At 72.2% G+C, this 13,863-nt stretch carries 13 protein-coding genes; 8 read left to right on the top strand and 5 right to left on the bottom strand.

The genetic code is table 11. The features are described 5' to 3' along the window. Nucleotides 1–21: 21 nt before the first annotated feature. Nucleotides 22–714, bottom strand: a complete 693-nt coding sequence (locus KBX26_RS31670; RefSeq protein ID WP_210867090.1) for a TIGR03089 family protein — start codon at nt 712–714, stop codon at nt 22–24. A 154-nt stretch (nt 715–868) separates the two neighbouring features. Between KBX26_RS31670 and KBX26_RS31665 the strand changes: the two genes are divergently transcribed. Together KBX26_RS31665 and KBX26_RS31660 are read left to right on the top strand one after the other, a co-directional pair. Then, complete coding sequence (locus KBX26_RS31665) at nt 869–2,014, top strand: glycosyltransferase family 1 protein (RefSeq protein WP_030338285.1); 1,146 nt, start codon at nt 869–871, stop codon at nt 2,012–2,014. 63 nt (nt 2,015–2,077) lie between these two features. After that, nucleotides 2,078–3,169: a mannose-1-phosphate guanylyltransferase gene (locus tag KBX26_RS31660; protein WP_210867089.1), complete on the top strand. Its 1,092-nt coding sequence runs from the start codon at nt 2,078–2,080 to the stop codon at nt 3,167–3,169. Here KBX26_RS31660 and KBX26_RS31655 read toward each other — a convergent pair. Beyond that, entirely contained in the window at nt 3,138–3,755 is a 618-nt protein-coding gene (locus tag KBX26_RS31655) for an NUDIX hydrolase (protein ID WP_307857954.1), read from the bottom strand. The two genes, KBX26_RS31660 and KBX26_RS31655, sit on opposite strands and share 32 nt — an antisense overlap. A 403-nt stretch (nt 3,756–4,158) precedes the next feature. Here KBX26_RS31655 and KBX26_RS31650 point away from each other — a divergent pair, with 403 nt between their 5' ends. After that, nucleotides 4,159–5,157, top strand: a complete 999-nt coding sequence (locus KBX26_RS31650) for a helix-turn-helix transcriptional regulator (RefSeq protein WP_030338278.1) — start codon at nt 4,159–4,161, stop codon at nt 5,155–5,157. Nucleotides 5,158–5,306: 149 nt separating this feature from the next. On the opposite strand, the gene KBX26_RS31645 is transcribed toward KBX26_RS31650, so the two are convergent. Continuing rightward, on the bottom strand, nt 5,307–6,392 hold the full coding sequence (locus KBX26_RS31645) for a coenzyme F420-0:L-glutamate ligase (RefSeq protein WP_210867087.1): 1,086 nt from the start codon (nt 6,390–6,392) through the stop codon (nt 5,307–5,309). Beyond that, nucleotides 6,389–7,336 (bottom strand): 2-phospho-L-lactate transferase, encoded by a 948-nt coding sequence (cofD, locus tag KBX26_RS31640; RefSeq protein WP_030338274.1) that lies wholly within the window; start codon nt 7,334–7,336, stop codon nt 6,389–6,391. Before cofD ends, KBX26_RS31645 begins: the two co-directional genes overlap by 4 nt. A gap of 98 nt (nt 7,337–7,434) precedes the next feature. Between cofD and KBX26_RS31635 the strand changes: the two genes are divergently transcribed. The 4 genes from KBX26_RS31635 (at nt 7,435) to KBX26_RS31620 (ending at nt 12,812) form a co-directional block, all read left to right on the top strand. After that, nucleotides 7,435–8,454 carry a hypothetical protein gene (locus KBX26_RS31635; protein WP_210867086.1) on the top strand — a complete coding sequence of 340 codons (1,020 nt, stop codon included), beginning with the start codon at nt 7,435–7,437 and terminating at the stop codon, nt 8,452–8,454. 491 nt (nt 8,455–8,945) lie between these two features. Then, nucleotides 8,946–11,489, top strand: a complete 2,544-nt coding sequence (locus KBX26_RS31630) for a bifunctional FO biosynthesis protein CofGH (RefSeq protein ID WP_210867085.1) — start codon at nt 8,946–8,948, stop codon at nt 11,487–11,489. A gap of 276 nt (nt 11,490–11,765) precedes the next feature. Continuing rightward, a complete protein-coding gene (locus KBX26_RS31625) occupies nt 11,766–12,095 on the top strand; it encodes a phospholipase (RefSeq protein WP_210867084.1) in 330 nt (109 codons plus the stop codon). Between the two features lie 459 nt (nt 12,096–12,554). Continuing rightward, the gene (locus KBX26_RS31620; RefSeq protein ID WP_007455784.1) at nt 12,555–12,812 is read left to right on the top strand and encodes a WhiB family transcriptional regulator; all 258 of its coding nucleotides are present in this window, start codon (nt 12,555–12,557) and stop codon (nt 12,810–12,812) included. A gap of 70 nt (nt 12,813–12,882) precedes the next feature. Here KBX26_RS31620 and KBX26_RS31615 read toward each other — a convergent pair whose 3' ends face one another. Continuing rightward, the gene (locus KBX26_RS31615) at nt 12,883–13,332 is read right to left on the bottom strand and encodes a metallopeptidase family protein (RefSeq protein ID WP_030338265.1); all 450 of its coding nucleotides are present in this window, start codon (nt 13,330–13,332) and stop codon (nt 12,883–12,885) included. 153 nt (nt 13,333–13,485) lie between these two features. Between KBX26_RS31615 and KBX26_RS31610 the strand changes: the two genes are divergently transcribed. Then, nucleotides 13,486–13,854, top strand: a complete 369-nt coding sequence (locus KBX26_RS31610) for a DUF3499 domain-containing protein (protein WP_030338263.1) — start codon at nt 13,486–13,488, stop codon at nt 13,852–13,854. The last annotated feature ends 9 nt before the right edge of the window (nt 13,855–13,863 follow it).

The raw sequence follows: 13,863 nt of genomic DNA, 5'->3' as shown, positions 1-13,863 counted from the left end.
GGGTGGGGTGGGGTGGGGAGGTTAGCTGGGGAGGGAGTGGGTGACTTTTTCCGCCGTGAGCCTGGGGGCCAGGCGGGCCGGGTCCGGGTTGGCGCAGAGGACAACGGTGGCGGCCCGGGTCAGGGGAGCCAGCAGCCAGTCGACCGGATCGGGGTGGCGGGTGGCGTCCACGAGGACCCGTGCGCCGGGCTCGATGCCCAACTCGGTGGCACGGACCTCGGCCCGGCTCAGCAGGTGCGCGTCGGTGGGGCCCGGACCGGACTGCGGCGTGAAGTGGTCGCCGTGTCCGCGCACCTCGACGACGTAGTCGGCGAACCCGGGCGGCACCTGCCGCAGCGGGGCGGCGAGCGGGGCCAGCCCGAGGGCGTACCGCTCGTCGGCCGACCACGACTGCGCCTCGTCGAACTGGTCCACGGCGGCGAAGAGCACGCCCACGTCACCCGGTGTGTCGACCACGCTCAGCTTGGCCGACCAGCACCCCAGCAGCACCGCAGCGGTCTGCCAGTGTGGCGGCAACAGCACACCGGCCGGGGTGCCCGGCGCGAGGCCCACCTCGTCGACGAGGAGGTTGGCGGTCTTCGCCACCCAGTTCGCCAGGGTGACGCCGGAGAGTTCGGTGCGGTCGCCGGTGGCGTCGTCGTACCAGGTGAGCAGCGGTCGGGTCGGGTCGGTCGCGATCGCGTCGGCGAACACCCGGGCAATGTTGTCGGCCATCGGCGCGAACGATACGCCAGTGCGGGCCGTACTCAATGACGATGACAAGTCGGCGTACCGTCGGGTCGCAGTCAGCGTCGGACCCGCGCCCCGGCGTAGGCTTGACCCCCGGAGTGTTGTTCCCCACAGACCCGCCAGTGCAAGGAGTCGCCCCGTGACCGCCGGTCGCCCGCCCCGCGTGCTCATCGACGCCACGAGTGTCCCCGCCGACCGTGGTGGTGTCGGTCGATACGTTGACGGTCTGCTCGGTGCCCTCGGCAAGGTGTGTGGGTCGGGGGTGGAACTGGCGGTGGTCAGTCTCCGCACCGACCTGGAGCGTTACACCCGCATGCTGCCCGGCGCGGAGATCATCCCCGCTCCGGCCGCCGTGGCGCACCGCCCGGCCCGGCTGGCCTGGGAGCAGACCGGCCTGCCGCTGCTCGCCCAGCAGGTGGGCGCACACGTGCTGCACTCGCCCTTCTACACCTGCCCGCTGCGGGCCGGGTGTCCGGTCACGGTCACCGTGCACGACGCGACGTTCTTCACCGAGCCGGAGCATTACGACAAGTCGCGCCGCACGTTCTTCCGCAGCGCCATCAAGACCTCGCTGCGCCGCGCCGACCGGGTGATCGTGCCCAGCAAGGCCACCCGCGACGAGCTGATCCGGCTGCTCGACGCCGACCCGACGCGGATCGACGTGGCCTACCACGGCGTCGACCAGGCGGCCTTCCACGCTCCCACCGAGGAGGAGAAGGCCCGCGTACGCGCCCGTCTGGGGTTGGGCAACAGCAGCTACGTCGCGTTCCTCGGTGCCAAGGAGCCACGGAAGAACGTGCCCAACCTGATCCGTGGGTGGGCGCGGGCGGTGGCTGACCGGGTCGACCCGCCGGCCCTGGTGATCGCCGGTGGGCAGGGGCACGACGACGACATCGACCGGGCGGTGGCCGAGGTGCCGTCGCACCTGCGTCTGCTGCGTCCCGGCTATCTGCGCTACGCCGACCTGCCGGGTTTCCTCGGTGGCGCGCTGGTCGCGGCGTACCCGTCCTACGGCGAGGGGTTCGGGCTGCCGATCCTGGAGGCGATGGCGTGCGCAGCCCCGGTGCTGACCACGCCCCGGCTCTCACTGCCCGAGGTGGGTGGCGACGCGGTCGCGTACACCTCGGAGGATCCGGAGCAGATCGGCATCGACCTGGCCGCTCTGCTCGACGACGAGCAGCGGCGGTTGTCGCTGGCGAAGGCGGGGGTCGACCGGGCCAAGGAATTCACCTGGGAGTCCAGCGCCGAGGTGCACATCGCCGCGTGGAGCCGCGCCCGCTCCTGACCCGCCGCGCCACTGCTGGTGACCCGGGCCACTTTGGGTAGGTACGTCGGGCATGATGTGCGGATGCTCTATGCGGTCATTCCGGCAGGTGGCAGCGGCACAAGGTTGTGGCCGTTGTCCCGTGCTGGCCATCCCAAGTTCCTCCACCCGCTCACTGGCACCAACGCCTCGCTGCTCCAGGCGACAGTGGAACGGCTCGCGCCGCTGACCACACCGGATCGGACCCTTGTGGTCACCGGCGCCGCGCACGTCACGGCGGTGGCACGGCAGCTGACCGTACTGCCGGAGGAGAACATCCTGGTCGAGCCCTCGCCCCGGGATTCCTGCGCGGCGATCGCGTTGGCCGCCGCGGTGATCGCGACGCGCGACCCGAACGCGGTGATGGGCAGCTTCGCCGCCGACCACCTGATCCGCGACCCGGACAGCTGGGTCTGCACAGTCCAGGAGGCGGTCCACGGGGCCGAGCAGGGCATGCTGATGACCGTCGGGATCACCCCGACCCGCGCGGAGACCGGCTACGGCTACCTGGAGACCGGTGACCCGACCGACGGTGTGCCGTGGCGGCCGGTGACCGAGTTCAAGGAGAAGCCGGCCGCCGAGGTCGCCGAGGCGTACGTCCGTTCGGGCCGGCACCTGTGGAACGCGAGCATGTTCGTGTGGCGGGTGGACGTCTTCCTCGCCGAGCTGGCCCGCCAGCAGCCGGCGCTGCACGCCGGCGTCGCCGCGATCGCCGCCGCCTGGGGCACACCGGAGCAGGACGACGTCCTGGGCGCGATCTGGCCGACGTTGCCGAAGATCTCCGTCGACTACGCGGTGATGGAGGGCGCGGCCACTGCCGGTCGGGTCGCGACGGTGCCGGGTGACTTCGGTTGGAACGACGTCGGTGACTTCCACACCCTGGGCGAGGTGTTGCCGGCCGACGAGACGAACAACGTGGTGCTCGGCACGGAAGCCAAGCCGGGCGTGCTCCTGCGGGACAGCACCAACCTCGTGGTCGTGTCGCAGTCGGGCCGGCTGGTGGCCGTCCTCGGACTGCACGACCTGATCGTGGTGGACACCCCCGACGCGGTGCTCGTCTGCCCGCGCGACCGGGCGCAGGACGTCAAGGCCCTGGTCGACGAGCTCAAGGAGCGAGGCGAAGAGGGCTACGTCTGAGGGCTGCGAGGGCCGGCGCGACCATTTGCACGGTCCCGCCGGCCAGCGGCTCGGGCAGCTGGTCCGCCGGGAACCAGCCCAGCTCCTCGGCCTCGTCGCTGACCTGCTCCACCGCGTCGGGCGGGGCCAGCACGGCGAACCGGACGTCGTGGTGCGCCGAGCCGCCCTGACACTGCACCTGGTGCACGTCCACGTCGATCGGCACCGGGTCGATGCGCAGGCCGGCGATTCCGGACTCCTCGGTGGCCTCGCGCAGGGCCGCGGCGACGAGGGTCTCGTCGGTCGGCTCGCAGTGCCCGCCGAGCTGCACCCACCGCCCGAACTTGCCGTGCAGGCAGAGCAGCACCCGGGAGCCGGTGGAGTCCAGCACCAGCGTACTGGCGGTGACGTGCCCCGGACGGTGCTGCCGGCTCATGGCGACCGGACCGGCGGCGAGCAGGGCGAGGGTCCGGTCCCGCGCGCCGGCCGCGTCCGGGCTGGTCGGCTGCCAGCCCTCCAGCAACGCGGTGGCGTCGGCGTGCAGCGCCGCGTACGCCTCGGGGTTCGTCGGTTGAGCGGTCGGGCCGGTGATCACGGTGTCGGGCACCACGCCACTGTACGAGCGTCCACCCGATGGGCCGCTTCGGTGACCCCGCGACGCGTCGAATTCCTGGTGGCCGGCTGATCTCACGGCGCGGACGAGGACCATCGGTCGCGCGCTGTGGCGGCTGAGACGGCGTGGGGGCGGGATGACCGGACGGCACCTCTGCGGAGCAAGGGCCGCAGACCCTCGTGGTGCCGTCCGATCACCGGGGCCTCCCCGGTCCCGGTGCCTCGGCGGCGCGGGCGTCCAGGACGCGCGGCGCCATGTTCGGGCAGTGGAAGCATGCCGAACCGGCCCCGGGGGCGTCGAGGTTTTTCATTCCAGGCTTAAAGATGGAGATTACTGCCGTGCAGGTAGAGTCGAACGGTCACCCGGCATCCCCCTGCCGGCGACACGGGAGCGCTCCATGCTGAAGATCCACTTTTCTGGGGAGGACATCCTCCGGACCCGGGTGGCGCCGGCGGCGGACCCGGTCTGGGAACTGGTCCTCAGCCTGCACGTGCTGCGCGGCCGCACCCGCGATCCGCTGACGGCCAACTGGCGGCGCAGCGTGTCGTGGGCGCTGCGTCAGGACGCCGCCTCCGAGCAGCTCAGCCTGCTCTTCGCGCTGAACCCGCCGCGCGGTTACTTCCCCGACTTCCTCACCCCGTACGCCAGCGTCGAGGGCTTCGAGGCCGGGCTGGACGCGCTGCGCCGTACGCCCGTCGAGATGCTGCATCGGGACCTGAGTGTGCTGGCCACCGAGAATCAGCTGCCCTCCTCGGCGACCGCGCTGGCCCGGGGTGAGGTGTCGGCGCTGCACCACCTGGCCGATTCGATGCAGCAGTACCGGTCACTGGCGATCAGCCCGTACTGGGGTCGGATCCAGGCCGCTGTGGCGGCGGACCGCGCGCGACGGGCCCGGGCACTGCTCGACGGCGGAGTCGAGGGCCTGCTCACCAGTTTCCGCCCGGCGATGCGCTGGGACAGTGGCGTGCTGGAGATCCGCAGCTACCCGCACAGCCGGGAACTGCACCTGGACGGCCGTGGGCTGCTGCTCGTGCCCTCGTTCTTCTGTGCGGCCATCCCGGTAGCACTGCTCGACCCGGCACTGCCACCGGTGCTGGTCTACCAGGTGGACCGGCTGGGCGGGCTGGTGACGACCGACGCCAACGGTGCGTTCGCGCCCGGTGCCGGCCGTGAATCGCTCGCCGCGCTGCTGGGTCGCACCAGGGCGGCGGTGTTGCAGGCCAGCGACGAAGGCTGCACCACCGGCGAGGTCGCCCGCCAGCTCAACATCTCACCGGCCGCGGCGAGCCAGCACGCCACTGTGCTGCGCAACGCTGGCCTGCTGGTCAGCCACCGGGAACGCAACAGTGTGCTGCACACGCTGACCCCGCTGGGCCGGGCCATGCTGGACGCGTGACCCGGCCGTCTCCAGCCGGCTAAGGCGTTCGCCGGCACCGCAGCGCGCAGGCGGCGCTCGCTGAGCTACCGGGCGGGGGCGGCGCTCGCCGGGCTACCGGGCGCAGGCGGCGCTGGCCGGGCTGCCGGACGAGGGCCGCGCCCGCCCTGCTACAGGGCGAGGGCGGCGCTCGCCGAGCTGCCGGGAGGTGGCGGCAACATCGTCGACCCGACGCCCTCGGCGGCCAGGGCGACGCGCAGTCGGTGCAGGTCGGCGCCGAAGCGGACCAGACCCATCGGCTCGACGGGGGTCGGGGCCGAGCCGAGCAGCAGGGCCGCGCCCTCCGGCCACCCGGGCATCTCGGCGACCAGACCGGCGCGTACCTCGGCCTCGTCGACCACTGTGAAGACCGTGCCGGGGGCGACCACCCCGGCGACCGCGTCGATGGCCCGTCGCACCGCGGTCAGGTCGGCTGGCATCGGACCGGGACCATCGGCGAGCGTGGCGGCGTCGGACAGCCCGGCGGCGCGGGCCTCGGCGGTGCCGAGCGAGAACAGGTCCTGTGCCGCGTCGCGGATCAGCGCCCGCGCGCCACCGGCGTCGTCCGGCTCGGTGGCGGGCAGGTAGCCCCGCACCACCGCGACCGGGACCTGATCACACTTACCCTTGATCAGCTCGCCGGCACCCGCCAACTCGTCCACCACGGCCATCTGGGTCAACTGCAACTCGTTGCCGTACGGGTCGACCTCGCCCCGGTGATCACGGATGGCCGGCATCCCGGCCACCCCGAGCGCCACGTCGGTGAGCCCGTTGCGCCAGGGCCGACCCATCGTGTCGCTGATGATCACCGCCAGGTCCAGGTCGTAGCGCTCCCGCAGCGCGTCCCGCAAGGCCCGCGCCGAGGCGTCCGGGTCGACCGGCAACAGCACCAGCCGGGTCTTGTCCACGTTCGACGCGTCGATCCCCGCCGAGGCCATCACGAAGCCGTGATGGGTCTGCACGATCCGGGTCGCCCCCCGACTGGCCACCACCCGGGCGGTCTCACCGGCCAGCACCTCGTCCCGGGCGGCCAGCCGTTCCGGTCCGTCCGCCGGCACGTCGACCAGTCGCCCCTCCGCCTTGGAAACGATCTTGCTGGTCACCACCAGCACGTCGCCGTTGCGCAGCCACGGCGCGGCGGTCGCGATCACCGCGGCCAGGTCGTCGCCCTCGGTCACGTGGCCGATGCCGAGCACCGGCAGAATCTCCAACCTCACGTCAACTCCACCGCGGCGCGGACCATGGCCGCCGTCGCCGCCTCGTCGGTCATCCGCAGCGGCACCGCGCGGACCGTCACCTCGGGCACCACAGTGCCCGCGTCCTCCTCGGCCACCAGCCAACCGTCGAGCAGGCCGCCGCTGGCCCGGCCGCCGTAGAGGCGACCCACCCCCGCCGCGCTGCACTCGACACCGAGCACTGCCAGACAACGGTCGGCCATCCCCCGCACCGGCGCGCCGCCGATGATCGGGGAGACGCCCACCACCGGCGCCGGGCCGCCCGCCACGGCCTCCCGCAGCCCCGGTACGGCCAGCACCGGCGCGACACTCACCACCGGGTTGCTGGGTGCGATCAACACCACATCGGCCGAGGCGATCGCGTCCAGCACCCCGGGTGCCGGCTTCGCCGTCTCCGCGCCGACGAACACGAAACGGTGGGTGGGGATGTCGGCCCGGTACCGCACCCACCACTCCTGGAAGTGGATCGCCCGCTGCCCCTGGTCGTCCTCCACCACGGCGTGGGTCTCCAGCCGGTCGTCCGTCGCCGGCACCAGGCGCACGCCCGGCTCCCAGCGGCTGGCCAGCGCCTCGGTGACCGCGCTCAACGGGTAACCGCCGTTGAGCATCGTGCTGCGGACCAGGTGGGTGGCGATGTCCTTGTCGCCGAGGCCGAACCAGGTCGGCTGTGCCCCGTACGCGGCCAGCTCCTGCTTGACCGTCCAACTCTCGCCGACCCGACCCCAACCCCGCTCCGGGTCGGCACCCCCGCCGAGCGTGTACATGACGCTGTCCAGGTCGGGGCAGATCTTCAACCCGTGTAACCACAGGTCGTCGCCGACGTTGACCACGGCGGTCACCTCCGCGCCGACGTCACGGGCGTACGCCCGGACCCCGAGCAGGAACCGGGCGCCGCCGATGCCGCCGGCCAGAACCACGATGCGCATGTCGACCATCCTCGCGCACGTGACGCCTGCGATCCGTCGGTGGCCCGCGAGACTAGGCTCACGTGCGCCCTGTCCGTTCCTGCCCCGAGGGGGAGCTCGTGACCAGCCCCACCGAGCCCGCGTCCGCTGACGCGACACAGGCCCGTCAGCTGACCAAGCCACTGCGTGAGCTCGCCGCGCTCGCGCTGCTCGGCGCCAACGCCGTGTTCCTCTTCGTGGGCCTGCTCCGGTTGGTCGCCCCGAACGACTACAGCTCCTTCACCGACCGGGCGGGCAGCGCCTTCTACGCGTTCCTCGGGGTGGAGGGGGTGGCTCTGCCAGTGCTGGCGGTGCTGCTGGCCACGCACATCTCGCCGGTGCTGGCGAAGGCGAAGCTGATCACCCAGGCAGCCCTGATCGAGTACGCGGTCAGCGCCCTGTTCGGCACGCTGACCATGCTGATCTGGACGGTGGGTCGGCTGGCCGAGGCCGAGGTGCTCGACGCGCTGCTCGGTGTGCTCACCCGGTTCGCCTGGATGGTGATCTTCGCGATCGCCGCCTGGGTGGTCTACACGATCTGGCGCGCCCACTACTACGTGCCGCGACCCAAGCCGCAGCCGGGCGTCTACGGCCAGCCGCAGCCGGGCTGGCCGCAGCAGCAGGGCGGGTGGCCGGCTCCCGGTCAGCCCGGTGGCCAGCCGCAGGGCGGTTGGCCCGCTCCCGGTCAGTCGGGTGGTTACCCGCAGGCCGGTCAGTCGGCCGGTTACCCGCAGGCCGGCCCGTTCGGCCAGCCGTCGCCGCCGTTCCAGGCTCCGCAGTCGGCCCCGCCGCACCCGCAGTCCGCCCCGCCGTTCCCGGCCCCGCCGCACCCGCAGTCGGCACCGCCGTTCCCGGCCGCGCCGCAGTCAGCGCCGCCGGCCAGCCCGGCCCCGCAGTCGCCGTCCCCGGCCGCGCGCCCGTTCGGGCAGCCGCCGTCGGCCGACCCCACGCAGGCCATCCCGCGCCAGTCCGCCGACCCCACGCAGGCCATCCCGCGCAAGTCGGCCGACCCTACCGAGGTCATTTCCCACCCCACCGACCCGGACACCGACCGCACGCAGCACATCAAGCCCAACGACCACCCGGATCAACCCCGCTGACTTCACCCGACCAGCAGCCCTCGGACGGTTGGTAACGGGGCCCGGCTCACATTCGAGGGTCGCGGTCAGTCATCTCCGCCCCGTCGACCTCGGTATCGCGCCCGTCCGTCCGTCCGTCCGCCCGCCCGCCCGTCCGCCCGTCCGCCCGTCCGCCCGCCCGTCCGACCGCCCGACCGCGCGGCCCCGCTCGGCCGACCGGGGCCGCGCGGGGCGGGGGAGCGGGCAGGCAACGTAGATCTTGGACACTTTCCGTTCCGAGCTGACGGAAACTGTCCAAGATTGCCAGCTGTGGGAAGCGAAGCGGCCTGGGGTGCGGTGACCGCCGGGTGCGGTGATCGCCCTGATCGACGAGGTCGGGTGGTTGACGGACGGCCGCCAGCGCGTTCAGCGACCTCCGGTCGCGGCAGGCGTGCCATGATCGTCCAGTGCCGTTTCCCACGGTGCGGGCCGGGACTGGTGGGGTGGCGCAGCGCTGCGCATAGGGTGAGTGGATGGTTGATCGCACCCAGTCCGTTCCCAGCGATGCGAGCGTTCGGCGGGCCCTGGGCCGGGCCGCGAACGGGCGGGCGCTGGACGTCGACGAGGCGACCGCGCTGCTGTCCGCCCGTGGTGCCGCGCTCGACGAGCTGCTCCGGTTGGCCGGTGGGATCCGCGACGCCGGGCTGCGCGACGCCGGGCGGCCGGGTGTGGTCACGTACTCCAAAAAGGTCTTCATTCCGCTGACCCGGCTGTGCCGGGACCGCTGCCACTACTGCACGTTCGCGACGGTGCCGCACCGCTTGCCGGCGCCGTTCCTGGACCGGGACGAGGTGCTGGCCATCGCCCGGGCCGGTGCCGAGCAGGGCTGCAAGGAGGCGCTGTTCACCCTGGGTGACCGGCCGGAGGAACGGTGGCCGGCGGCCCGGACCTGGTTGGACGAACGCGGTTACGACTCGACCCTGGACTACCTGCGCGCCTGCGCGGTGGCGGTGCTGGAGGAAACCGGCCTGCTGCCGCACCTCAACCCGGGGGTGCTGTCCTGGTCGGAGTTGCAGCGGCTCAAGCCGGTCGCGCCGAGCATGGGCATGATGTTGGAGACGACGGCGACCCGGCTCTGGTCCGAGCCGGGCGGTCCGCACTTCGGCTCACCGGACAAGGAACCGGCGGTCCGGTTGCGGGTGCTCGAGGACGCCGGCCGGGTGGGGGTGCCGTTCACCACCGGCATCCTGATCGGCATCGGGGAGACCTCGGCGGAGCGGGTGGACGCGCTCTTCGCGATCCGTCGCGCCCACCGGGAGTACGGCCACCTCCAGGAGGTGATCGTGCAGAACTTCCGCGCCAAACCGGACACGGCGATGCGTGGCATGCCCGACGCGGAGCTGCACGATCTGGCCGCCACGGTGGCGGTGGCGCGGTTGCTGCTCGGCCCGAAGGCCCGCATCCAGGCCCCGCCGAACCTCATCGCCGGCGAGTACGACCTGCTGCTGCGCGCCGGCATCGACGACTGGGGCGGCGTCTCGCCGCTCACCCCGGACCACGTCAACCCGGAGCGTCCGTGGCCGCAGATCGAGGAGTTGGCCCGGCACAGCGAGCTGGCCGGGTTCACGTTGCGGGAGCGGTTGACCATCTACCCCGAGTACGTGCGCGCGGGCGACCCGTGGCTCGACCCGCGCCTGCTGCCGCACGTGAGCGCGCTGGCCGACCCGGCCACCGGCATGGCCGTCGAGTCGGCGATGCCGCAGGGCCGGCCCTGGCAGGAGCCGGAGGAGACGTTCGGCGGTCGGACCGACCTGCACGCCACCATCGACACCACGGGCCGCACCGAGGACCGGCGGGGTGACTTCGACAGCGTCTACGGCGACTGGGCCGAGGTGGCCGACAAGGTCACCCCGGAGGCGGCGGCGCGTCGGGCGGGCGTACCCCCGGTGGCGGCCGGCGGTGGTGCGGACCGGGACCTGGCGGCGGGGCTGCGGCTCGCCGCTGACGACCCGGCGACGCTGCTCGAACCCGCCAACACCGACGCGGCGCTGGCGTTGTTCGCGGCGGACGGGCCGGCGCTCGACGAGTTGTGCCGCCTCGCCGACGACGTGCGCCGCGACGCGGTCGGCGACGACGTGACCTACGTGGTCAACCGCAACATCAACTTCAGCAACGTCTGCTACGTGGGCTGCCGCTTCTGCGCCTTCGCCCAGCGCGAGCGGGACGCCGACGCGTACCGGCTCTCCGTCGAGCAGGTCGCGGACCGGGCCGAGCAGGCATGGGCGGCCGGTGCCAGCGAGGTGTGCCTGCAGGGCGGCATCGACCCGAAGATGCCGGTGACCGGGTACGCCGACATCGTGCGCGCCATCAAGGCCCGGGTGCCGGAGATGCACGTGCACGCGTTCTCCCCGATGGAGATCGTCACCGCCGCCGCGAAGGCCGGTGTGCCGGTTCGCGAGTGGCTGCTCCAGCTCCGCGAGGCCGGGCTGGACACCATCCCCGGCACCGCCGCCGAGATCCTCGACGACGACGTGCGCTGGGTGCTCACCAAGGGCAAACTCCCGGCGGCCGCCTGGGTCGAGGTGGTGAGCACCGCACACGAGCTGGGCATCCGGTCCAGCTCCACGATGATGTACGGCCACGTCGACCACCCCGGGCAGTGGCTGGCGCACTTCCGGGTGCTGGCCGGGGTGCAGGACCGTACCGGCGGGTTCACCGAGTTCGTGGCGCTGCCGTTCGTGCACACCAATGCTCCGATCTATCTGGCGGGTATCGCCCGACCGGGGCCGACCTGGCGGGAGAACCGGGTGGTGCACGCCATGTCCCGGTTGCTGCTGCACGGCCGGATCGACAACATCCAGTGCTCCTGGGTGAAGCTGGGTGACGAGGGCACCGTCGCGATGCTCCAGGGTGGCTGCAACGACCTCGGCGGCACGCTGATGGAGGAGACGATCTCCCGGATGGCCGGCTCCGACAACGGGTCGGCGCGTACCGAGGAGCAGTTGCGGGCCATCGCGAAGGCCGCCGGTCGCCCGGCGCGCAAGCGGTCGACCGCGTACGGTCACGCCCGGCCCTGACGTCGAACCTTTCCCCGCCGCCGGCCGTACCACGCGGTGCCGGTGGCGGTCACGGCGAGGACCGCCACCGGTGTCCCCTCAGGGGCCCGGCGGTGTCGCGAGGCGGCGTCGGACCCGTCCCTCTCCGCGGGCGCGTTCGCGCCACGCCGGAAAGGCTGCCCATGACCAGTGATCAGCGGCAGCGGCAGCGGCCGCGACTGACCCGCCGGCAGACGTTGACCGCCGACTGGTTCAACAACCCGTCGGCGGCGTCCTGACCGCGCAGGGGGCGGGCGGATGCACGAGCACGCGTACGGGCCGTCGGAGACCGGGAGTGTCGTCCTGGATATGGGCGGCGACACCGGTGCCCTGATCATCTGCACGGGTCGGGATCTGCGGGGGCGGGAGATCGAGATCAGTCGCGACGACGACCGGCGGGTCCACTCGGCGGTGCGCGAGCGCAAGGTGCGGGACGGCTCGTTCCACAGTGCGGTCTATCCCGGTCTGCCGAGCGGGATCTATACCGTCTGGTGGGACGACCGTACGTCCGCCGGCACGATTTCTGTCCATGGTGGAGAGATAGCTGAATTCGCCTGGCCGAGCAGCGGTTTTGGTGCAACTGGCTGATCTCGACGAATCGGTTCTACCGCCGCGCCCCGTCCACATCATGGACGGGGCGCGAGTGCTGTCTGCGGCTCGACAGGCAGTCTGTGCCGCGTCGCGTTAACCTGTCTCCCACCAAGATCAGCTTAGCGTTGGAGGTCTCCGGTGCCGTCCGGCCGGCGACTCGTCGGGAAAGCGCCACGGGAGAAAAGTCGGGCAACTCGCCGGAGAGGGCGTTACTCGGCCGGGGTCTGAATCGATAGGGCAGGTTGCGAGGCTGGACGGCCCGAGTGGGTCGGCCGAGGGTGTCGGGAGGGCGACTCCATTATCAAGTTTGGCTTGACGGCGCACGCATTACACGCGTGTAATTTGAATGGGGTTGTTCGCACGGAACGCAACAAAACGGGACCGGACGGACAAGCACGCCTTTCGCGTGGGGGGTTGCAGCGGCGATGACGCCGGTGCGCGACAAGGAGGCATTTGATGGACGGCCAGCTTGAGGTGGCCGACCTGCTCGGAAACGCGCCGGAGTGGCAGGAGCGGGCGTTGTGCTCGCAGACCGACCCCGAGGCGTTCTTTCCCGAGAAGGGCGGCTCGACCCGCGAGGCGAAGCGGATCTGTTCGCGTTGCGAGGTCAAGACCGAGTGCCTTGAATACGCTCTGGGTCACGACGAGCGGTTCGGAATCTGGGGTGGGCTCTCCGAGCGGGAGCGGCGCAAGTTGAAGCGGCGGGCCGCCTGACCGGTCTGAGGTCGGGGCGGTGTGAGGTCGAGGCGGTGGGGGCCGCCCGACTCTCCGCTCGGAGGTCGGCTCAGGCGAGCTCGTCCGGGTCCACCCCGAGCAGGTTCGCCACCTGTTCGATGATCACGTCATGGACGAGATCGGCGAGGTCCTCGCGGTCCATCGCCCGGAACTCCAGGGGCCGTCGGTACAGCACGATCCGCGGCGGCATCTCCTGCCGGCCCGGGCGACCGGGCAGCAGCCGGGCCAGCGGGACCTCGCCGTCCTCCAGCACATCCGAGTCGTAGACGTTCAGGTCCGGCGGGACGTCCTCGACCGCGAACTCAACACCCGCCAGCTCCTTGGCGAACCGACGCTCCAACGTCTCGACGGTGTCCAGAACCAGGTCGTCGAAGACCTCGGCCTTGGTCCGTGCCAGCGGCACGGTGGCCGGGACCAGCCGCCCGCGCAGGCCGCGCCCGTGCCGGTCCCGATGCGCACGCCGGCCCGAGCCGGGGCGGCGGTGTTCCGGGCTCGTCATGAGGCAAAGGGTAGCGCCCGTGTCGGGCTGGCCAGCGGCAGCGCCGATCCTGTGGCGCGGCGCGCCCAGGACGGTCGACTGTGATCACCATGACGGGCGTGTCGCAACGCGAACCGATGCGCCGGACCCGGTAATGGAGATACCCTGCCGCACGTGAGGTCACCACGGCGCTGCTCCCGTAACGGCTGCCCCCGGCAAGCGGTCGCCACATTGACCTATGTCTACAACGAGTCGACAGCGGTGGTGGGGCCACTGGCGGCGTTCGCCGAGCCACACACGTACGACCTGTGTGAGCCGCACGCCCGCAGCCTCACCGCCCCGCGGGGCTGGGACGTCGTCCGGCACGAGGGCGAGTTCGAGCCGCCGCCGCCCACCACTGACGACCTGGTCGCGTTGGCCGAAGCGGTCCGCGAAGCCGCCCGCCCGGCCCCCCGCCCTCCGGAGCCGGACCAGCACCACTCGGAGAACCCCCACCAGACCGGCCGCCGAGGCCACCTCCGAGTAATCCCCCCCAACCACTAACCCCCGGCC

It is taken from the genome of Micromonospora sp. C97 (assembly GCF_018070385.1).
GTDB lineage: Bacteria > Actinomycetota > Actinomycetes > Mycobacteriales > Micromonosporaceae > Micromonospora > Micromonospora parva.
This window is presented reverse-complemented; position numbering and strand designations above follow the sequence as displayed.